This window comes from Winogradskyella eckloniae (genome assembly GCF_013249045.1).
In the GTDB taxonomy this organism is placed as follows: domain Bacteria; phylum Bacteroidota; class Bacteroidia; order Flavobacteriales; family Flavobacteriaceae; genus Winogradskyella; species Winogradskyella eckloniae.
The window spans coordinates 1-20365 of the sequence record NZ_JABRWP010000005.1 but is presented as its reverse complement, the minus strand read 5'-3'; the positions used below and the strand labels follow the sequence as shown (position 1 = coordinate 20365).

The window sequence follows — 20365 nt, the reverse complement described above, 5'->3', positions numbered from 1 at the left end:
GAGGTGTTATTATACACCAAACATAGTCAAATTTTTATGAAAAAAAAAGCCATTATTCCTTTTGCTGTTTTTATTGCAGGATTATGTTCTATTATTTATGAATTACTGATAAGTACAACAGCAACTTATTTTCTTGGCGATGGCGTGAGACAATTCTCAATAATCATTGGTGTTTATTTGTTTTCAATGGGAATAGGCGCTTTTTTCACTAAATTTCTAAAAAACAAACCACTCATTTTTTTCATTAATGTAGAATATTTACTTGGATTTATTGGTGGTATTTCGGTGCCGTTGCTTTACATGTTGTTTGTTTATGTTTCTCCTACAGTTTTACAAATAAGCTGTTTGGCGATTATCTTTATTATTGGTTTACTAACTGGTATGGAAGTGCCATTATTAACATTTGCGTTAGAGGATAGTAATATAAAAAACAATTTATCTAATATTTTGTCATTAGACTACATTGGAGGTTTGATTGCAACACTAATTTTTCCGTTTATAATTTTACCGTTTGTTGGCTTATATTATTCGTCGTTAATTTTTGGAATTGTTAATATCCTTTTAGGTATTGTGTTGAATTATACTTTATTAAAAGACAAAAAAAGAAACAGTATTTACGGATTTCTAGTTATTTCAGTGTTAGTTGTTCTTGTGATTTTTGGCGGCCGATTTTTAGAAGTTTGGGATCAAAAGATTTATAAAAGGCCTATTGTTTTAAACGAGCAAACCCCTTACCAAAAAATTGTAATGACTAAGAATAGTGATGATGTGCGTTTGTATTTAAATAGAGTTATTCAATTTTCGTCTTCTGATGAATATCGTTATCACGAATCATTAGTGCATGTACCATTGGCAATGCACACAAGCCCTAAGCGTGTTTTAATTTTAGGTGGTGGTGAAAATTTAGCGAGTAGAGAAGTGCTAAAAAATCATAAAGTTAGACAAATCGATGTTGTAGATATTGATAGTACCATGTTTCAATTGGCAAAAGAAAACCAATATTTAAAAGAAATTAATAACCATGCAGCAACTAATGATAAAGTAAATCTTATTGCTGAAGATGCTTTTACCTTTTTGTTTAATAATAATGAGCAATACGATATTATTATTGCGGATTTGCCAGATCCAACGAATCAAGCAATTGCGAGGTTATACAGTAAACAGTTTTTCTTAATGGTGAAACGAAATTTAAAAAGGGATGGTGTTTTTGTCACTCAGGCAGGAGAAATATATTTTTCGAATACTGTTTTTAGTTGTATTAACAATACTCTAAAATCTGTTTTTGAAACAGTAAAGCCTTATCATACTTATATTCCTTCCTTTGGAGATTGGGGATTTATTATTGCTAAAAATAGTGGTCTTACAAATAATATTAATGCAAACACACTGCCAAAAGATTTAAAATTTTTAAATCCCAACCAAGTTGAGCAAACCTTTGTATTTCCAAAAGATATTAAGATTGCCGACACTAAATTAAATACCTTAGATAATCCTATTATTTTAAATTATTTCTTGGATGATTGGGGGAAATGGAAAGCAGATTTTCAAACGGGTACCAAGTGATATAAATTATTTTATTGCTTATAAAAATGGCGAAAATAAAAATGGGATAAACAAAGGTTTATCCCATTTTGTAGTTAAACGTGTTTTCGTTTAGTTGTTTATACTGCCTGAACCTGTGATTTTAGTGTCTTTTTGTGTAGGCTTGCCAGAGTAATGTACATTGCCAGAGCCTGTAATTCTCACTATTAATTCGCCATTACAAACCACATCAGCACCTCCTGATCCTGTAACTTTGGCAGTTACATTAGTACTGTTGAGATCATCGCCTTCAAAATTTCCAGAACCTGTAACTTTTAGAGTTAATTCTGTTGTGCTTCCTTCTAATTTAATATCACCAGAACCCGCAATATGACTTTCGGTTTCATTGGTATCTATATTTAATTCAATATCTCCAGAACCTGCTAAAGATATATTAATGTCGTCACTCTCAATAGTACCTGAGTTTTTTACGTTTCCTGAACCTGCAAGAGAAACCGCGTTTATTGAAGTGAAAGGAATAGTAACAGATATAGTACTGCTTGGCTTAAGATTATATCCATCTTTTACACGTACGGATAAAGTTTCATTTTTAACTTCTACAACAATGTATGACATTAAGTTGTCATCTGCTTTGACAGTAATTTGTCCTTCTTTACCTGGTATCAAATTAAAATCCATAGCACCTGCGGTTTTTATGCCGTCATACGATGCTGTAGAAAATGTTTCTGTGGTGATGTTTCCGCTACCTTTAATTTTTTTCCATTTTCCCCATTGTGCTTGCATAAGAGATGTAGAGCAAAGAATCGTGAGGATGGTAATTGATTTTAATAATTTCATAATTGTTCGTTTTTTAATTGATTTTGTATTGATGTAATCTTGTGCTACTGATGGAGTTTAGTCCTTCTTAAAGGTTACACTGCCGTATTCAGAGTTTATTTTTACAAAATTCCCAGAATTCTTAGAGCCATAGTAACCTTTGTATTTTTTTTCGGTATGATCGATCTCTTTATTTGTAAAATTAAAGCCGTCAGATTCTCTTAAGGAAGCAAACTCAAGATCGATATCAAAATTAAAATTATAGTTAGCGTCGTGTCCAATAGTAATGCCTGTAAATTCTGCAGTGATATCAATACGATTTGCTTTCGAGGCCATTCTGTCAATTTTTACGGAACCGTAATTTGCATTGAGCTCAACGGATTTATACACATTACCTAATCTTAAGGTTAAGTAGTCGCCTTTACCACTAAAATTATTAACGTTATCTACTTTTAAAGAGCCATAATCGCAATCGTATTCTACGTATTCGGCAGCTTCAATAATAGATTTTGTATAATCTGCTTTAACGAATAAATCTTTTGTCTTGGCTACAGTAAAACCACTGTAATCTGCTGTGATTTTTCCGCTTTTTATATATTCAAAATAGCAATTAGAGCTATAATCAAAACGAATATTATTGTTGTCTGCCATGAGTTCTTTAGTTGTTATTTTTCCGTAATCGCAGCTAATGTTTGCAACACCATTTAAACGATCTAAGTTAATAGATCCGTAATCTTGCGATAAGTCTACATTCCCGGAAATAGGCATTTTTATCACGTAGTTAACCTCAATTTGTAGGCTCATGTTTTTTCCCCAATTCCACCAACTACTTTTGTTTTTACTAATATGAGTTATGGCTGAGACTATGTCGTTACTAGAAGAAAATTCAATATTAATGCCTTCTAGTTTTTCTTCTACCTTTTCGGCATTATTGCCTGTAACTTTGATTAGAATATCAAAATCAATACGATTTTCTTCCCATGTAATGACATCGACACTACCAAAGCTGTTATCTACTTTTAATGTGGCGTTAGATGAGACGTTAAAGGTCTTTTTTATGCTGCGTTCTTTTGAAGATTTCTTGAGGTCTTCTCCAGTGTTTGCTAATACAATACTTGGTATGAGTAAAAGTAAAAAGGCTATTTTATAATGTATTTTTAGGTTCATTTGTATTTGTTTTAAGTTCTTTAATAACTTCAATCTGTTCTAAGACAGTATTTAAAATATCTATTCGGTTTTGAAAGTTAGAAATCATCGCATGTATCACACGTTGGTTTTTTCCGCTTTCGGTTAAATCTGTTTTTAAGTTTTGATAATCGTTCTCTAAAAGTTGAATTTGCGCTAAAGCATCACTAATAATCTGCTCAGTTAATGGAGAGCGTTCTTTGTTTAGTTTTTTTAATTCGTTTTCAATCGTAACTGTAAAGAAATCTTGTGTTTCAGACATTTCTGGTGATACACTTGCTAAATCTAAATCTTCAGGTTGATTCTGTAACGTTGTAAAAAGACCTAAACATATAATTATGGAAGCTGCGATTGCTAGAAAAGGTTTCCAGTTAAAACCAGAGGATTTTTTAACTTCTGTTGAAGCTATATCGTTAGATTTTAATTTATCTAAAAACCGTTGTTGATGATTGTTTTGAGGTGTTTCAATATCAAATTGACCCTTTAAATCATCAAATAAACTATCTAAATTATCGTTTTTCATAATTAAACTAAGATGCTTTTAGCACTAATTTTTTTCTTAAACTTTCTTTTGCTCTCGATATTAAAGTTCTGCAATTGGCATAAGAGATATTCATTATCTCGCAGATTTCTTCGTAATCGTAACCTTCTATTAAATGAAGTGTTAATCCTAAGCTGTAATTGGGCTTTAAAGTTTTCATAACGTCTAGGATTTGTTTTACTTTCTCATTGTTCTGGTTAGGTTCAACAATGCCGTCGTTATCGTCTACTTTATAAATTACAGTGTCTAATGGCACTTCATTTTGTTTTACTTTTTTATTGTAATAGCCAATACTATTGTTTATTACAATACGTTTTAGCCATGCACCAAACATGTTGGTGTCTTCTAAGGACTTTAGTTTTGTAAAAGCGGTTAAAAACGACTCTTGCATAATGTCCTCAGCTTTGTAAGAATCTTTTACTATTCTTATGGCTGTGTTATACATCGCTTTGTTGTATCTGTTGTAAATTTCCAACTGTGCACGTTGGTTACCAGATTGACAAAGGATTAATAACTGTTCGATATTTTGATTGGTTGATGTCAAAAAACAATTGCTTTTACTAATAGATGACGTCTTTTTTGAAGTGTTACAGTTTTAATATTTTTTTTTAAATAAATCTTAAAAACAGCCGTAAATTCCTGTCAAGGAAACAATTTTAAAGTTCAGCTTCGAGTTCAATTTCAACATTTTTGTCATACATAAAGCTTTTATTAAATGATATGCGATGCCTTAAAAAACTAACTAAAATAAAAATGTTGTAACCTTTTTTTGACAATCAAAGGTAATGGCATAACAATTGAAATTACTATAGTGTGAATAACTTTGAATATCTTGTAAATAGCTGATATTCAATAATAAGTTAATTTTTAATACATTTAAAATAATGTTATTCTGTAAGCGTTTATGACAGAATGGCTAGAAAATATATATGAAAAAATCCAAATTTTTAAATTTAGACAATCTGTCATTTCAGGATTTCGATGAGAATTCAGAATTAATTCCATTAATGACTCCAGAAGATGAAGAATTAATAAACAGCGAATCGTTACCAGAATCGTTACCTATTTTACCGTTGAGAAATACGGTATTGTTTCCTGGTGTTGTTATTCCTATTACAGCAGGAAGAGATACGTCTATTAAGCTAATTAATGATGCCAATAAAGGCGGAAAAGTTATTGGTGTGGTATCTCAAAAAGACGAAACTGTAGAAAATCCAACTGCAAAAGATATTTATAAAACAGGTACAGTGGCACGTATTTTAAAGGTGCTAAAAATGCCAGATGGTAATACTACTGTTGTTATACAAGGTAAAAAGCGTTTTGCAATAAATGAGGTTGTTTCAGAAAAACCGTATCTAACGGCAACAATATCTGACATACCAGAAGCAAAACCTGCTCCAGATAATGAAGAGTTTAAAGCGATTATAGATTCTATTAAAGATTTGTCTTTAGATATTATAAAGGAAAGTCCTAATATTCCATCTGAAGCTAGTTTTGCTATTAAAAATATTGAAAGCAGTTCGTTTTTAATAAATTTTGTGTCTTCTAATATGAATCTAAAAGTAGAGGAGAAGCAAGAATTATTAAAAATTAACGATTTAAAAGAGCGAGCGCTTCAAACGTTGAAGTTTATGAATCTAGAATATCAAAAGCTAGAGCTTAAAAACGATATTCAGAATAAGGTTCAGAGCGATATGAATCAACAACAGCGTGAATATTTCTTACACCAGCAAATGAAAACCATTCAAGAAGAATTGGGTGGAGGAGTGTCTTCTGGTGAAGAAATTGAGGACATGCGATTACGTGCAAAAGACAAAAAATGGGACGATAAAGTAAAGGAACATTTTGAAAAAGAATTATCTAAAATGCAACGTATGAATCCTCAGGTGGCTGAGTATTCCATTCAACGTAACTATTTAGACCTGTTTTTAGATTTACCTTGGAATGAGTTTAGCAAAGATAAATTCGATTTAAAACGCGCTCAGAAAATTTTAGATAGAGACCATTTTGGTTTAGAAGACGTTAAGAAAAGAATTATAGAGTATTTGGCCGTTTTAAAACTTAGAAATGACATGAAATCGCCAATTCTTTGTCTATATGGACCTCCAGGTGTGGGTAAAACTTCTTTAGGAAAATCTGTAGCCGAAGCTTTGGGTAGAGAATATGTGAGAATTTCTTTAGGTGGTCTACGCGATGAAGCCGAAATTAGAGGACACAGAAAAACCTATATTGGTGCAATGCCAGGGCGTATTATTCAGAGTTTAAAAAAGGCGCAAACGTCTAACCCAGTATTTGTATTAGATGAGATTGATAAATTATCTTCTGGTCATCAAGGTGATCCATCGTCTGCATTACTAGAAGTTTTAGATCCAGAACAAAACAGTGAGTTTTATGATAACTTCCTAGAAATGGGATACGATTTATCTAAAGTTATGTTCATTGCTACTTCGAATAGTTTAAATACCATTCAGCCTGCATTAAGAGACCGAATGGAAATCATTAATGTCACAGGCTATACGATTGAAGAAAAAGTAGAGATTGCAAAGCGTCATCTGTTACCAAAGCAACTTAAAGAGCATGGTTTAGATGATAAGGCTTTAAAAATCGCAAAACCACAATTAGAAAAAATAGTGGAAGGTTATACTAGAGAATCTGGAGTTAGAGGCTTAGAAAAGCAAATTGCAAAAATGGTACGTTATGCTGCCAAGAATATTGCAATGGAAGAAGCTTACAATATTAAAATCTCTAATGATGATGTCATTGAAGTATTAGGAAGCCCAAGATTAGAACGCGATAAATACGAAAACAATGATGTTGCTGGTGTTGTTACAGGCTTAGCTTGGACAAGTGTTGGTGGCGATATTTTATTTATAGAATCTATATTATCTAAAGGAAAAGGCGCATTGTCTATTACTGGTAATTTGGGTAAAGTGATGAAAGAATCGGCAACTATCGCTATGGAATACATTAAAGCCAATGCAGAAGAGTTTGGGATTAACCCTGAAATTTTTGCGAAGTACAATGTGCATATTCACGTGCCAGAAGGTGCTACACCAAAAGATGGGCCAAGTGCAGGTGTTACTATGTTAACATCTTTAGTATCTTTGTTTACACAACGTAAAGTTAAGAAGAGTTTGGCCATGACAGGTGAAATTACATTACGTGGTAAAGTATTACCAGTTGGTGGAATTAAAGAAAAAATCTTAGCAGCCAAGCGAGCACGAATCAAAGAAATTTTACTTTGTGAAGACAACAGAAGAGATATTAATGAAATTAAACCTGAATATTTAAAAGGGTTAACCTTTCATTATGTAACAGATATGAGTGATGTGCTAAAACTTGCACTTACCAAGCAAAAAGTAAAAAATGCAAAGAAATTATAGATTAATTATATCCATTTTTACCCTCGGATTATCAAGTATTAGTGCAATGGCACAAGATTCAATAGTTGCCAGTGCTGTTGAGTATAAAGATGTTTTTTTAGATGGAAAACCAGCTAAACTAAATGTCGCGACAGGTGAGGTTAAATTAGTAGAAGTTGTAGCCAAAACTGTTGAAAACACAGCACAACATAATTCTACTAGTAGTGAACAAATTCTTTCGCAAACCGAAGGGCAGCAAGAGATGGTAAATTCGGATTATTATAGCGTTAAGGCAGGTGAAACTTTATTAGATGTTTCTAAAAAATTCAATGTCTCATTAACTCAGTTAAAAGAAGCCAACCATTTAGAAACTACTTTAATAGACCAAGGTCAAAGGCTTAGGGTTTATAATCTTGACCAAGTTTCGGAACCTAATTATTCTAATACAGAAACCACAACGTATTCAGATTATTATATAGTAGAACGAGGCAATACATTGTTTAGTTTAGCCAGACGTTTTAATTTAAGTGTTAATGAATTAAAACAAATGAATAATTTAAGTTCTAACGTAATTATAGTTGGTCAAAGGCTTAGAATAACGACGCCAGAAGCAACATATCATACAAATGATGCTACATATTATATTGTGAAAAATGGTGATAATTTATATAGAATAGCACTTAATAATGGCACAACGGTAAGTGAATTAAAGCGTTTAAATGGATTAACAAGTAACTTGATTATTGTAGGCCAAGAATTAAAGCTGAGATAAAAATAAATTCTACCATAAAAATAAAAAAATCATATAACCGTTTTAAGATAGATTTAGTTATATACTTTTTAATTAAAATGATATATTTTCGCAAAATCTATGATTAAAAGGATTTTTACCCTATTTGTATTACTTATAAGTATACCAATGTTCGCGCAATTAGGTGGAGAATCGACGTATCAATTTCTAAATTTAGTATCGTCGCCAAGACAAGCAGCTTTAGGCGGAAAAATAATCACTAATTTTGATTATGACGTTACAGAAGCTTTATATAATCCTGCGTCCATTAATTGGCAAATGAATAACCAGCTTGCTGTAAATTATTCTAATTATTTAGGTGGCATCAGTTATGGAACGGCAGCTTACGCTTACACTTGGGATAGACATGTGCAAACCTTTCACTTTGGTGTAACCTATATAAATTATGGCTCGTTTGATGGTTATGATTTAAATGGAAACTCAACAGGAACTTTTAATGGAAATGAAACAGCGATTTCATTTGGCTATAATTATCAGATTCCATATTCAGATTTTTATGTAGGTGCTAATATTAAATTTATAACATCGCTATTAGAACAGTACAATTCCGTTGGTGGCGCATTCGATTTCGGTGTTATGTATATTAATGAAAAGTTAGATTTTCATGCCGCTTTAACTGTAAGAAACGTTGGTACACAGTTTTCTACATATGCCGGAAGTCACGAACCTTTGCCATTTGAGATTAACTTTGGAATGTCGCAAACATTAGAAAATATGCCATTGCGTTGGCATTTAACGTTAGAAAACTTGCAACAATGGCCTATTTCTGTTGAAAATCCTGCTAGAGCAACTACAGATTTAGATGGAAATCAAACTCAAGAAAAATTAAGTTTTTTTAATAAGGGATTACGGCATTTAATTTTGGGAGCAGAATTGTTTCCAGAAGGCGGATTTAATTTAAGATTTGGTTATAACTTTAGACGAGCAGAGGAATTACGAATTGTAGATCAAAGAAACTTTTCGGGTTTGTCGTTTGGTGTTGGTGTAAAGCTAAATAAAATGAAACTCAGTTATACACACGCAAGATACTCAGGTGCTTCTAATACTAGTTTTTTAGGGCTTCAAATTGATTTAGATGGTAGAAGAAGATAAAACAAACAACACATCAATGAAAAAGATTGTCATAGCCATAGACGGATTTTCGTCTACAGGAAAAAGTACCATAGCTAAGCAATTGGCAAAGACGCTCAATTATATCTATGTAGATACAGGTGCTATGTATAGAGCTGTGACTTATTTTGCACTAGAAAATAAATGTATTGGAGAAGATTTTTTTAATACCGAAGAATTAATAGATAGGTTAGGAGAGATCACCATAACATTTAAATTTAATGAAACAGCTGGATTTGCAGAAGTTTACCTAAATGGTAAAAATATAGAAGCCGATATTAGAACACTTACCGTTTCTAAATATGTGAGTCCTGTAGCAACATTATCTGAAGTTAGAAGAAAACTAGTAGAACAACAACAGTTAATGGGCAAGGATAAGGGTATTGTGATGGATGGTCGTGATATTGGGACAGTTGTTTTTCCGGAAGCCGAGTTAAAAATATTCATGACAGCTTCTGCAGAAACACGAGCGAAACGTCGCTTTAAAGAATTATTAGATCGAGGTCATAATTTAAAGTACGAAGATGTTTTAGAAAATGTAACCACAAGAGATCGCATAGATTCTACCAGAGAAGACTCGCCTTTAATTAAAGCAAATGATGCTATAGAAATTGATAATTCTAATTTAACAATTGAAGCGCAATTAGAACGACTAACAATGTTAGCCACAGCATTGATTAATGAATAAAAAAAAGCGACTCATTAAAGTCGCTTTTAAAATTTTATATGAATTCCTATTATAGATTAGGAATTATTAATTCTTGGTCTGGGTGAATAACATCCGGATTTTTAAGTAAATCAGAGTTCGCAGCAAAAATCTCTTTGTACTTCATTGCGTCACCATAGTAATGCTTAGCAATTTTTCCTAAAGTTTCACCAGAAGCAACAGTGTGTCTAGCATATACAGACTCATCTGCAACTTTAATATCTGCTACAATATCAGCTGGGTTTTCTCCACCTGCTTCTTTAATTTTATCCCAAATTAAGTTTTTTTCGTACTGAGTTGCTGCAGTTCCAGTTACCTGAAGTACACCATCTTTTTCACTAACATCACCATTCTGAATGTTTAATTTTTCTCCTAAGTCTAATACGCCTTGGTATTTTGCTTTAACCATTGTTTAAATATTTTAATTGTTAATAGTATTGTAAAGATACCAAAATATGTGCCAAGTTATATGCTAAATTCATCATTTTGATATTCTTATTTATGTGAAACATTATTTATAGTAAAGTCACATTATTTTTTTAATTCATTCGTCGATTACTTTAGTATAAATGGTCCAATGACGGTTTTCATTTTCATAATACCAAAGTTCTAACGTGTTATCTGTAAGTGAAAATGTTTCGGTATTTATGTTCCCGTTACCATTTGTAAACGCTATTGTATTGTTTTCGGTATTAAGTGTAAAAGCGCCATAATATTCTTCTTCATATATAAAGGTGTAATAACCTATATAGTCTTTGTCATTATCGTTATCTGTAAAAATTAGGGTTTCACAACATACAACTTCGGTAGAAGACGTATTGTCAATGCCTCTACTGTTAATTTTCCATTCGCCTATTATGCCAGTGTTTATAAGAGGGTTAGGTTCAGAATTGTCATTACTACAGCTATAAAAACATATAGATATGAAAGTAAAAAATAACAGCGACGTTCTCATGCTTTTATATAGTTTGGTATAAAATTAATTTAATAGAATGAATTAGATTTGATCTCTAGGTTATCTCTTTGTAAAATTAATGGCTTAAGCGGTTGAAATTAACCTAATTAAGGGTGTTAGTATTTAGATGTAAATGTTTTGTTTTAACTTAGAAATGTTGTACATTTGCAGCCCTTTTTAGCGAATTAAAGAAAATGAAAAGGAATTAAACTTAATTTTAATTAATATCTTCTGTAGGTTTTTCGCGTTATTTCTATGGCTACAGAATACAAATTTTAATTCAGCACATGTCTGAAAAAGAAACAAACCCAGCTGAAGTTGAAGCAACTGAAGCAGTAACAGTAGAAGCTCCTGTAGTATCTGAAGCTCAAGCAAACCCAGAAAAGTTTTTAGCAGAATTCGATTGGCACAATTACGAAGAAGGAATTGAGCAAGTTGAGGACACTAAATTAGAAGAGTTTGAAAAATTAGTATCAGAAAATTTCGTTGACACATTAGATGACGAAGTGGTAGAAGGTACTGTTATTACAATCACAGATCGTGATGCAATTATTGATATTAACGCAAAGTCAGAAGGTGTAATTTCTCTTAACGAGTTCCGTTACAATCCTAACTTAGCTGTTGGTGACAAAGTTGAAGTATTAATTGATGTACGTGAAGATGCAACTGGTCAATTAGTATTATCGCACAGAAAAGCGAGAGTAATTAAAGCATGGGATCGTGTAAACAATGCACACGATACTGGCGAAATCGTTAACGGTTTTGTAAAATGTAGAACTAAAGGTGGAATGATTGTAGATGTATTTGGTATAGAAGCGTTCTTACCAGGTTCTCAAATCGATGTGAAGCCAATTAGAGATTACGATCAGTATGTAAATAAAACTATGGAGTTTAAAGTTGTGAAAATCAACCACGAATTCAAAAACATAGTAGTTTCTCATAAAGCTTTAATTGAAGCAGATATTGAAGAACAAAAGAAAGAAATCATTGGTCAACTAGAAAAAGGACAAGTATTAGAAGGTGTTGTGAAAAACATTACGTCTTATGGTGTGTTCATAGATTTAGGTGGTGTAGATGGTTTAGTTCATATTACAGATTTATCTTGGTCTCGTATCAACCATCCAAATGAGATTGTTGAGTTAGATCAAAAATTAAATGTTGTAATCCTTGATTTTGATGAAAACAAATCAAGAATCCAATTAGGTCTTAAGCAGTTATCTAAGCATCCTTGGGAAGCTTTAGGTGAAGCTGTAAAAGTTGGAGATAAAGTAAAAGGTAAAGTTGTAGTTATCGCTGATTACGGTGCTTTTGTTGAAGTAGAAGAAGGTGTAGAAGGTTTGGTTCACGTAAGTGAAATGTCTTGGTCTACACATTTACGTTCAGCTCAAGATTTCGTATCTGTTGGTGATGAAATCGATGCTGTTATCTTAACTTTAGATAGAGAAGATCGTAAAATGTCTCTTGGTATTAAGCAATTAACACCAGATCCATGGACTGATATTACTAACAAATATCCTGTAGGTTCTAAGCACACAGGTATTGTACGTAACTTTACAAACTTTGGTGTTTTTGTTGAATTAGAAGAAGGTATTGATGGATTAATTTACATCTCTGATTTATCTTGGACTAAGAAAATTAAGCATCCATCTGAGTTCTGTAACGTTGGAGATACTTTAGATGTTGTTGTATTAGAGTTAGATGTAGAAGGACGTAAATTATCTTTAGGTCATAAACAAACTACAGAAAACCCTTGGGATAAGTACGAAACTGAGTTTGCTCTAGGTACGTCGCACACAGCTGCAATTACTGAAATGGTAGACAAAGGTGCAACTATTGAATTTAACGAAGATATCGTTGCATTTGTACCAGCACGTCATTTAGAAAAAGAAGATGGTTCTAAACTTGGTAAAGGTGAAGAAGCAGAATTCAAAATCATTGAATTTAATAAAGAATTCAAACGTGTTGTAGCATCTCATACAGCAGTATTTAGAGAAGAAGAAGCTAAAATCGTTAAGCAAGCTGTTAGAAAACAAGAAGCTCAAGCAGCAGAAGCTAAACCAACTTTAGGTGATGCAAATGATGCTTTACAAGCGCTTAAAGATAAAATGGACGGGAAAAAATAATCCCAATTCCTTAAAAAATAAGGAATAGCATTAATCTATATTAAAAGCCTCTCGTTTTTCGAGAGGCTTTTTTATTTTTAGTACTATGAAAAAAATAAACTTCCTTGTATCATTTTTGTTACTATTTGTAATTGGCTTTTTGTGCTATCCATCGTTTTTTGAAACTTTAATTAGCATAGTTGATCTTCATCAAGTAGAATTGGCAAGTACTGCGATCAGTTCGAGATTTAAAACACAACTGGTTTTTGCAATAATTTTAAGCGGCATTACACCAATTTATTATATTATTCAAAAGCTAACTAAAATAAACTTTTGGTTTGATGGTGTTTATGTCCTCATCTTTATCATCATATTTGGAGGCTTAACTTCAATACTAAGAGCTGTTTATATATTTCAAGAATTAGAACTTTTATCTCGTGTAAAATTCAATGAGGGCGTTAAAATGTCGTATCACATTGATAGCTTTAATTTTGAATATTATCTATTACTTGGATTTGTTATTGGTGCAATAATCTGTTTCGGCCTGTTGCGCATAAAACAAAAACGAAAAGACTGAATTTATGTTTTTTAGTATAAATCGCTTTTCGGCTTTGCAAGAAAAACCATTGAAAACAAATTTTTTTACCCTAACTTTGTAAGCCAACAACGTTTGGAAACGATATGAGTCAAAAAGTACTACTTAACTCTAAAGAAGTCAATATTACCCTTCATAGATTGGCTTGTCAACTCATTGAAAATCATGATGATTTTTCTGAAACCGTATTAATTGGTATACAACCAAGAGGTAAGTTTTTGGCAGATCGATTGGCTAAAATTTTAACGGAAGATCATAAGATTAAAAATATAAAACTCGGTCATTTAGATATTACATTTTTTAGAGATGATTTTAGAAGAGGAGAAAAGCCACTAGAAGCGAATACAACGATTATAGATTTTATTGTTGAAGATAAAAATGTAGTTTTTATTGACGATGTGTTATACACAGGAAGAAGTATACGGTCTGCATTAACCGCAATTCAGTCTTTTGGTAGACCCAAAGATATTGAGTTATTAACCTTAATAGATAGACGTTTTAGCAGGCATTTACCAATTCAACCAAATTATAGAGGACGACAAGTAGATGCAATAGATCATCAAAAAGTTAAGGTGAAGTGGCTGGAAAATGAAGGAGAAGACGCTGTGTATTTGGTCAATAAATAAATGAGTTATAGCATAAAATATTAAGTGAAATGCTAAAGGCGAATAGCTAATAGCTAAAAGCAAATAAGAATGAGCGAATTAAGTGTCAATCACTTATTAGGAATAAAATATCTTACAAAAGAAGATATCAACCTTATTTTTGAAACTGCAGATCAGTTTAAAGAGGTTATAAATAGACCAATAAAAAAGGTGCCATCACTAAGAGATATAACTATTGCGAATCTGTTTTTTGAAAATTCAACACGAACAAAACTTTCTTTTGAGCTAGCAGAAAAAAGATTGTCTGCAGATGTGATTAATTTTTCGGCCTCTCAATCTTCAGTTAAAAAAGGAGAAACATTAATAGATACTGTGAATAACATATTATCTATGAAAGTAGATATGGTAGTGATGCGTCATCCTAATCCAGGAGCAGGTGTATTTTTATCTCAACATGTAAATGCAAGTATTATTAATGCAGGTGATGGTGCACACGAGCATCCTACACAGGCCTTATTAGATTCTTATTCTATACGAGAAAAATTAGGAACTGTTAAAGGAAAAAACGTACTTATTGTTGGTGATATCTTACATAGTAGAGTAGCGTTGTCTAATATTTATGCCTTACAATTACAAGGTGCTAATGTAATGGTTTGTGGACCAAAAACCTTATTGCCAAAGTATATAAAAGCACTAGGTGTAAAAGTAGAAACTAATCTAAAGAAAGCATTAGAATGGTGTGATGTAGCTAATATGTTACGTGTTCAGAATGAACGTATGGATATTAGTTATTTTCCTTCAACAAGAGAGTATACACAACAATTTGGAGTGAATAAAGAACTATTAGATAGTTTAAATAAAGAAATTGTAATTATGCATCCAGGACCAATAAACAGAGGTGTAGAAATTACAAGTGATGTAGCAGATTCTAAACAAGCTATTATCCTAAATCAAGTAGAAAATGGTGTAGCCGTTAGGATGGCAGTAATATATTTATTAGCTTCTAAAATAAAACAGTAAGATATGATTATAGATAGAGACGGCAATACCACCATCATAGCGCAAGAAAAAGCTTCAGTAAAAACATTAGTCCATAATATTGAACAAGCTTATGATACTTATAAAAATTATCATTTAATTGTAAGATTGTCTAGCTTAGAAAAAATTTCATTAGAAGATGTTATTGAGTTTTTGCGTTTAAGTAATAATCATCGAGGTGCTAAAAAAAGTTTTGTTGTCGTTTCAGACCAAGTTGATCTCGATCAAATGCCAGACGAAATTGTAGTAGTGCCTACCATACAAGAAGCGTATGATATTATTGAAATGGAAGATATGGAACGCGATTTAGGCTTTTAAAACGGTACAGTTCAATGACCATTGATAAAGTTGCTTTTCAATGCATTAAAAACATTAAATGAAATTAACCATATTAGGTTGTCACAGCGCAACACCTCGTATTAACACAAACCCAACTTCTCAAGTATTAGAGATAAAAAATCATATGTTTCTGATAGATTGTGGAGAAGGGACGCAAGTTGAGCTAAGACGCAATAAGGTTAAGTTTTCTAGAATTAAACATATTTTTATTTCACATTTACATGGTGATCATTATTTTGGATTAATAGGCTTAGTTAATACCTTCAGCTTATTAACCAGAGAAACAGAACTTCATATATATGCACCAAAAGGATTAAAGGAGATTATAACATTACAAATGAAATTAGCTGGTGGCTGGACAAGATATGAACTCATTTTTCATGAGTTAAGTTCTAATGAATCTCAATTAATTTTCGAAGATAGTAAGGTAGAAGTCCATACGATTCCTTTAAAACATCGAATTTATACCAACGGATTTTTATTTAAAGAGAAGGAAAATGAGCGTAAATTAGATATTAATCTAATCAATGAAGCCAATATCCATACCGCATATTTTAGTAAATTAAAGCAAGGCTATGATGTGGTCAATGAAGACGGCGTATTAATCAGTAATGAAAAAGTAACTAAAGATCCTACACCTGCAAAAAGCTATGCCTATTGTAGTGATACAATTTACAATGAGCAAATGATTCCTTTAATTAAAGATGCCAGCATCTTGTATCATGAATCTACCTTCTTAGAAAAAGACAAAGCACGTTGTTACCCAACAAAACATAGTACAGCCAACCAAGCAGCCATAATAGCCAAGAAGGCTAATGTAGATACTTTAATACTTGGGCATTATTCTACCAGATATAATGATTACGATTTATTTAAAGCAGAAGCCCAAACCGTTTTTGAAAATGTAGAGTTATCTAAAGACGGTAAAACTTTTGAATTTTAAGACAACCACATAATTTTACTTCAGCTATGGAAAAAGATTTAAGCAACTATAGAAAATCATATGAAAAGGGTGAACTGTTGTTAAATACTGTACCTGAAAATCCAATAGAGTTATTTAGAGACTGGTTTATAGAAGTAGATACGCATTTTAATGTTGGGGAAACCAATGCCATGACTGTTTCCACTATGGGATTAGATGGTTACCCAAAAAGTAGAGTAGTGCTACTTAAAAAATATACACATGAAGGTTTTATTTTTTACACTAATTATAATAGTGAAAAAGGAAAAGCGATACTACAAAATCCTAATGTGTGTCTTTCCTTTTTTTGGCATGGCGCAGAACGACAAGTGATAATAAAGGGAAAAGCAGAAAAAATATCAGAAAATCTTAGTGATGGTTATTTTGAATCTCGGCCAAGAGGAAGTCAATTGGGTGCAGTTGTATCTAATCAAAGTGACGTTGTAAAAGACAGAGCAGAATTAGAATCTAATTTAAGTGATCTAGAAACAAAACTGGAAGGTAAGCCAATAGAACGACCTAAATATTGGGGAGGATATTTAATACGACCAATCGAATTAGAATTTTGGCAAGGTAGACCAAATAGACTACATGATAGAATTCGGTATAAGTTACAATTAGATTACAATTGGAAAATTGAACGTTTATCACCTTGATAACATCAATTTTTAATTAAGATTTATCAATCCACACTTCGTTATTGTATTAAAAATTGTTTCTAAATATAGAAATCATATTTGCGCATTGTGTATTTTTTAAAAAGACGACGAAATACATTTTTTTGACGTTGTTCTACACTAAATTTTGATTAAAATGTGCATTTCGCCGATGTTTTGCATTAAAAACCGATGAATAACATGTATTTTATCGGTTTTAACATTTCTTTAACATTTTAATATATATGTGAGGTTAATTTAGTAATCCCAAACCTAAATAACCTAACTTATGAAAGCTTTGAAACTCCTTCCGATCCTAACATTAATTGTACTTTTTAGTTTAACCTCATGTTCTTCAGAACCATTAGATGAAGACATCAATACAATTGAGGTGCCAGCAACACCACAAGCAAAATTAATAGAAATCGAAATCATGGAATTGATTAATGCACATAGAATTAGTATTGGTTTAAATACTTTAGAAAATCATGATACGGTAAAAGCAGTAGCATTAACACACACCAATTATATGATTGAAGAAAATAACGTTTCTCATGATTATTTTTTCTTAAGAAAACAAAGTTTGGAAGTAAATGCAAGTGCAAATGAAGTAACCGAAAATGTAGGTTATGGTTTTTATACAGCAGAAGGAGTAGTAAATGCATGGTTAGCTAGTCCTGGTCATAGAGCTAATATAGAAGGAGATCATACGGATTTTGATGTGTCTGCAGAACAAAATTCTGAAGGTAAATGGTATTTTACTAATATGTTTATTAAACGTTAGTCCTGTCTTAGGCGCATTACTTAAATTGATTACATTTTTAGAAAACAGATAATAAAAAGATTAAACCTTTAATCTTTTACTAACCTATTCATCCTAAATTTTAAATTATGAAACAAACTCTACTTTTAAGCTTATTAGTTTCTTTATTAACAGGTATGGCATTTGCACAAAGTGTTAAAATAACAACTATGGTAGAAGGGGATTGCCCAACAGGTGAAGTAGCGCCTCGATTTATAGAATTATATGTTGATGGCACGGTTGATGTGACTAATTTAAAAATTCAATTTCAATTTGCATCAGCAAGTAATTGGGTAACAAATAATTCAATAGGTGTTGGTCAATATACAGATACTTTTTTGTATTTGGTAAACGATATCGACGCATTTGATGAAAATTTTGCAGGAATTAGAACGGCACAAAATACAACAGTGGGTACTTTATTGTCTAGCGTAGAAGGAGGTGATAAAGTTAGGCTAGTGGATGCCTCTAATAATGATAACGTACTAGATATTTTTGGAATTGATGGAGAAAACGGCGAATCCAAATCGTGGAATTTTTCAAATTCTTTTGTAACGCGAAATAATGGAAGTGGACCTAGTAATACGTTTATAGAATCAGAATGGAATATTAATACTAAGAATACACTTTTGTTTGCAGGTGTATGTTGGGAAGAAGACCCGTTAGACACTATGGTGACATTACAAGGTTACACACTGTCTGTAAATGATGTTTTGACGCGTAGTAATAAGATTAAATATTACCCAAATCCGGCTAAAAAAATGATAAATATTTCGGGACTTAATACAGCCCAAAGTTTTGTGATGTATGATATATTAGGACATCAAGTGATGAAAGGAATAATACATAATAATGAAAATCTTGATCTTTCTGATTTAAATTCTGGAATCTATTTGTTAAAAACCGAAAATGGTCAAACACTTAAAATTTTTAAAGAATAAGCTCAAAATAGAATTACTATTTTAGATCTCTGGTTACTATTTAATCAGAGATTTTTTTTGAATATTCCTGTAAATTTAAATGAAGTTCACATTATTTATCGATCTCATAATTTACCGCTATTTTAATAAAGGGTACGGTGTAAAACTTCTTTTTATACACTGATTTTTTAGAATGTTTTACCCAATCCATTGATAGTGAACGCGAATATTTTAGTGGTTTATTGGTATGTGTATAAAGTATATTTGGTGTAGTTAAATACATGGAGCTTTCTGTAATTACATAATCTGGTTTAATCGTTTTTATACCTATAAATACACCTTCTTTGGTAATCGGAATATCCTTATTTTCGAGATTAAGTTTTAATTTTTTTTGATCCTTTTTAGGTTTTATAATGATATTTTCAAAATGAAGTAGTTCTCCAGGGTTTCCTTGGTCATCTATCGCGTAAAACGCTAAACCATAATAAGTTTGATATGTTTTAAAATTTTTATTTGTTCGTGTTTTAAATGATAATTGTAACGCAACTATTTTTCCTGTTTTTTCTTTTGGGTTTTCTATTAAAGTGGCCGTTTCAGACCCATAAGTAACGGAAGTAGGGAAGGTTTGTTTTCTGTTACCTGTAGTAAGATTAATGGTGTTATTGTTGTATTTTAATTTCTTACTTTGAAGTAATACTTCGTTTAAAGATTCAGGTAAAGAAACCATTTTAAAATTTAAGGAATCCTTTTTAGACTCTAATAATCGAAGCAAGGGAATATATTGATTTTGGTATCCAATTAAAGAAATTACTAATGAATCTTTCTTTTTAGTTGTTGCTAAATCTAAGATGTATTTTCCATTTTCATTACTGAATGTTCCGATGTTTTGACCTTTTATAGATAAGTGAACATATGCCAGTTTTTGATTTGTAATACTATCTAAAATTGTGCCTTTTAGTGATTGAGATAGTACCGAAAACTGTAAAAATAGAAAAGTAAAAATTAGATAATATTTCATACGAGTAAGTACAAATTTACAACAATTAACATCAAAGCAAAAAAGAGCAAGCTATATATAGCTTGCTCTAGAACAAATTAAGCGTTTAGTAAAGGTAATTAGTTTTGCTCTTCTTTATCCACAATATAGAAGTATGATCTTCTATTGGCTTGATGCATTTCTTCAGAACATTTAACACCATTAGCACATTCGTTAAGGAGTCTAGTTTCACCAAATCCTCTAGCGCTTTCAATTCTGTCAGGTTCAATACCTCTAGAGATAATATATTCTCTAGTAGATTTAGCTCTTCTGTCCGATAATT

Annotated in this window: 21 protein-coding genes and 1 pseudogene; 14 read left to right on the top strand and 8 right to left on the bottom strand. The window is 31.7% G+C overall.

From position 1 onward, the window contains the following. Positions 1-3 precede the first annotated feature (3 nt). On the top strand, positions 4-1563 hold the full coding sequence (locus HNV08_RS09640; RefSeq protein WP_317170229.1) for a polyamine aminopropyltransferase: 1560 nt from the start codon (positions 4-6) through the stop codon (positions 1561-1563). A 90-nt stretch (positions 1564-1653) separates the two neighbouring features. Here HNV08_RS09640 and HNV08_RS09635 read toward each other — a convergent pair whose 3' ends face one another. The 4 genes from HNV08_RS09635 to HNV08_RS09620 are packed head-to-tail and all read right to left on the bottom strand — an operon-like array spanning position 1654 to position 4628. Then, a complete protein-coding gene (locus tag HNV08_RS09635; RefSeq protein ID WP_173281109.1) occupies positions 1654-2379 on the bottom strand; it encodes a head GIN domain-containing protein in 726 nt (241 codons plus the stop codon). A 57-nt stretch (positions 2380-2436) separates the two neighbouring features. Continuing rightward, positions 2437-3525: a hypothetical protein gene (locus HNV08_RS09630; RefSeq protein WP_173281108.1), complete on the bottom strand. Its 1089-nt coding sequence runs from the start codon at positions 3523-3525 to the stop codon at positions 2437-2439. Next, positions 3503-4066: a hypothetical protein gene (locus HNV08_RS09625; RefSeq protein ID WP_173281107.1), complete on the bottom strand. Its 564-nt coding sequence runs from the start codon at positions 4064-4066 to the stop codon at positions 3503-3505. Before HNV08_RS09625 ends, HNV08_RS09630 begins: the two co-directional genes overlap by 23 nt. Positions 4067-4073: 7 nt before the next feature. Next, positions 4074-4628: an RNA polymerase sigma factor gene (locus HNV08_RS09620; protein ID WP_173281106.1), complete on the bottom strand. Its 555-nt coding sequence runs from the start codon at positions 4626-4628 to the stop codon at positions 4074-4076. Between the two features lie 385 nt (positions 4629-5013). Here HNV08_RS09620 and lon point away from each other — a divergent pair, with 385 nt between their 5' ends. From lon to cmk, 4 genes are all read left to right on the top strand, one after another. Beyond that, complete coding sequence (gene lon / locus HNV08_RS09615) at positions 5014-7467, top strand: endopeptidase La (RefSeq protein WP_173281105.1); 2454 nt, start codon at positions 5014-5016, stop codon at positions 7465-7467. Then, entirely contained in the window at positions 7451-8218 is a 768-nt protein-coding gene (locus HNV08_RS09610; protein ID WP_173281104.1) for a LysM peptidoglycan-binding domain-containing protein, read from the top strand. The genes lon and HNV08_RS09610 overlap by 17 nt, the downstream gene beginning before the upstream one ends. A 99-nt stretch (positions 8219-8317) precedes the next feature. Beyond that, the gene (gene porQ / locus HNV08_RS09605) at positions 8318-9349 is read left to right on the top strand and encodes a type IX secretion system protein PorQ (RefSeq protein ID WP_173281103.1); all 1032 of its coding nucleotides are present in this window, start codon (positions 8318-8320) and stop codon (positions 9347-9349) included. A gap of 16 nt (positions 9350-9365) precedes the next feature. After that, entirely contained in the window at positions 9366-10055 is a 690-nt protein-coding gene (gene cmk, locus HNV08_RS09600) for a (d)CMP kinase (protein WP_173281102.1), read from the top strand. 49 nt (positions 10056-10104) lie between these two features. Here cmk and HNV08_RS09595 read toward each other — a convergent pair whose 3' ends face one another. Together HNV08_RS09595 and HNV08_RS09590 are read right to left on the bottom strand one after the other, a co-directional pair. Then, on the bottom strand, positions 10105-10482 hold the full coding sequence (locus HNV08_RS09595; RefSeq protein ID WP_173281101.1) for a LysM peptidoglycan-binding domain-containing protein: 378 nt from the start codon (positions 10480-10482) through the stop codon (positions 10105-10107). 135 nt (positions 10483-10617) lie between these two features. After that, positions 10618-11028 carry a lipocalin family protein gene (locus tag HNV08_RS09590; RefSeq protein ID WP_173281100.1) on the bottom strand — a complete coding sequence of 137 codons (411 nt, stop codon included), beginning with the start codon at positions 11026-11028 and terminating at the stop codon, positions 10618-10620. Between the two features lie 287 nt (positions 11029-11315). Between HNV08_RS09590 and rpsA the strand changes: the two genes are divergently transcribed. The 9 genes from rpsA (at position 11316) to HNV08_RS09545 (ending at position 19067) form a co-directional block, all read left to right on the top strand. Beyond that, on the top strand, positions 11316-13151 hold the full coding sequence (gene rpsA / locus HNV08_RS09585) for a 30S ribosomal protein S1 (RefSeq protein ID WP_173281099.1): 1836 nt from the start codon (positions 11316-11318) through the stop codon (positions 13149-13151). An 85-nt stretch (positions 13152-13236) separates the two neighbouring features. Continuing rightward, entirely contained in the window at positions 13237-13707 is a 471-nt protein-coding gene (locus HNV08_RS09580) for a hypothetical protein (protein ID WP_173281098.1), read from the top strand. 104 nt (positions 13708-13811) lie between these two features. Next, positions 13812-14351: a bifunctional pyr operon transcriptional regulator/uracil phosphoribosyltransferase PyrR gene (gene pyrR / locus HNV08_RS09575; RefSeq protein WP_173281097.1), complete on the top strand. Its 540-nt coding sequence runs from the start codon at positions 13812-13814 to the stop codon at positions 14349-14351. A 69-nt stretch (positions 14352-14420) separates the two neighbouring features. Further along, on the top strand, positions 14421-15350 hold the full coding sequence (locus tag HNV08_RS09570) for an aspartate carbamoyltransferase catalytic subunit (RefSeq protein ID WP_173281096.1): 930 nt from the start codon (positions 14421-14423) through the stop codon (positions 15348-15350). Between the two features lie 3 nt (positions 15351-15353). Continuing rightward, positions 15354-15686: a ribonuclease Z gene (locus HNV08_RS09565; RefSeq protein ID WP_173281095.1), complete on the top strand. Its 333-nt coding sequence runs from the start codon at positions 15354-15356 to the stop codon at positions 15684-15686. A 58-nt stretch (positions 15687-15744) separates the two neighbouring features. Continuing rightward, a complete protein-coding gene (locus HNV08_RS09560) occupies positions 15745-16650 on the top strand; it encodes a ribonuclease Z (protein ID WP_173281094.1) in 906 nt (301 codons plus the stop codon). Between the two features lie 26 nt (positions 16651-16676). After that, the gene (pdxH, locus tag HNV08_RS09555; RefSeq protein WP_173281093.1) at positions 16677-17324 is read left to right on the top strand and encodes a pyridoxamine 5'-phosphate oxidase; all 648 of its coding nucleotides are present in this window, start codon (positions 16677-16679) and stop codon (positions 17322-17324) included. Between the two features lie 289 nt (positions 17325-17613). Then, positions 17614-18108, top strand: coding sequence for a CAP domain-containing protein (locus tag HNV08_RS09550; protein WP_173281092.1), 495 nt, complete (start codon positions 17614-17616; stop codon positions 18106-18108). A gap of 107 nt (positions 18109-18215) precedes the next feature. Further along, positions 18216-19067: a T9SS type A sorting domain-containing protein gene (locus HNV08_RS09545; RefSeq protein ID WP_173281091.1), complete on the top strand. Its 852-nt coding sequence runs from the start codon at positions 18216-18218 to the stop codon at positions 19065-19067. Positions 19068-19158: 91 nt separating this feature from the next. Here the strand turns inward: HNV08_RS09545 and HNV08_RS09540 are convergent, their stop codons facing one another. After that, complete coding sequence (locus HNV08_RS09540) at positions 19159-20064, bottom strand: carboxypeptidase-like regulatory domain-containing protein (protein WP_173281090.1); 906 nt, start codon at positions 20062-20064, stop codon at positions 19159-19161. A 98-nt stretch (positions 20065-20162) separates the two neighbouring features. After that, a pseudogene (locus HNV08_RS09535) lies at positions 20163-20365 on the bottom strand (OmpA family protein); the annotation flags it as partial.

Coding starts and splice junctions, on each gene's coding strand:
- HNV08_RS09630 (WP_173281108.1), bottom strand. CDS start 3,525: ATGAACCTAAAAATACATTATAAAATAGCCTTTTTACTTTTACTCATA.
- cmk (WP_173281102.1), top strand. CDS start 9,366: ATGAAAAAGATTGTCATAGCCATAGACGGATTTTCGTCTACAGGAAAA.
- lon (WP_173281105.1), top strand. CDS start 5,014: ATGAAAAAATCCAAATTTTTAAATTTAGACAATCTGTCATTTCAGGAT.
- porQ (WP_173281103.1), top strand. CDS start 8,318: ATGATTAAAAGGATTTTTACCCTATTTGTATTACTTATAAGTATACCA.
- HNV08_RS09565 (WP_173281095.1), top strand. CDS start 15,354: ATGATTATAGATAGAGACGGCAATACCACCATCATAGCGCAAGAAAAA.
- rpsA (WP_173281099.1), top strand. CDS start 11,316: ATGTCTGAAAAAGAAACAAACCCAGCTGAAGTTGAAGCAACTGAAGCA.
- HNV08_RS09590 (WP_173281100.1), bottom strand. CDS start 11,028: ATGAGAACGTCGCTGTTATTTTTTACTTTCATATCTATATGTTTTTAT.
- HNV08_RS09545 (WP_173281091.1), top strand. CDS start 18,216: ATGAAACAAACTCTACTTTTAAGCTTATTAGTTTCTTTATTAACAGGT.
- pdxH (WP_173281093.1), top strand. CDS start 16,677: ATGGAAAAAGATTTAAGCAACTATAGAAAATCATATGAAAAGGGTGAA.
- HNV08_RS09610 (WP_173281104.1), top strand. CDS start 7,451: ATGCAAAGAAATTATAGATTAATTATATCCATTTTTACCCTCGGATTA.
- HNV08_RS09625 (WP_173281107.1), bottom strand. CDS start 4,066: ATGAAAAACGATAATTTAGATAGTTTATTTGATGATTTAAAGGGTCAA.
- HNV08_RS09560 (WP_173281094.1), top strand. CDS start 15,745: ATGAAATTAACCATATTAGGTTGTCACAGCGCAACACCTCGTATTAAC.
- pyrR (WP_173281097.1), top strand. CDS start 13,812: ATGAGTCAAAAAGTACTACTTAACTCTAAAGAAGTCAATATTACCCTT.
- HNV08_RS09570 (WP_173281096.1), top strand. CDS start 14,421: ATGAGCGAATTAAGTGTCAATCACTTATTAGGAATAAAATATCTTACA.
- HNV08_RS09595 (WP_173281101.1), bottom strand. CDS start 10,482: ATGGTTAAAGCAAAATACCAAGGCGTATTAGACTTAGGAGAAAAATTA.
- HNV08_RS09550 (WP_173281092.1), top strand. CDS start 17,614: ATGAAAGCTTTGAAACTCCTTCCGATCCTAACATTAATTGTACTTTTT.
- HNV08_RS09635 (WP_173281109.1), bottom strand. CDS start 2,379: ATGAAATTATTAAAATCAATTACCATCCTCACGATTCTTTGCTCTACA.
- HNV08_RS09580 (WP_173281098.1), top strand. CDS start 13,237: ATGAAAAAAATAAACTTCCTTGTATCATTTTTGTTACTATTTGTAATT.
- HNV08_RS09540 (WP_173281090.1), bottom strand. CDS start 20,064: ATGAAATATTATCTAATTTTTACTTTTCTATTTTTACAGTTTTCGGTA.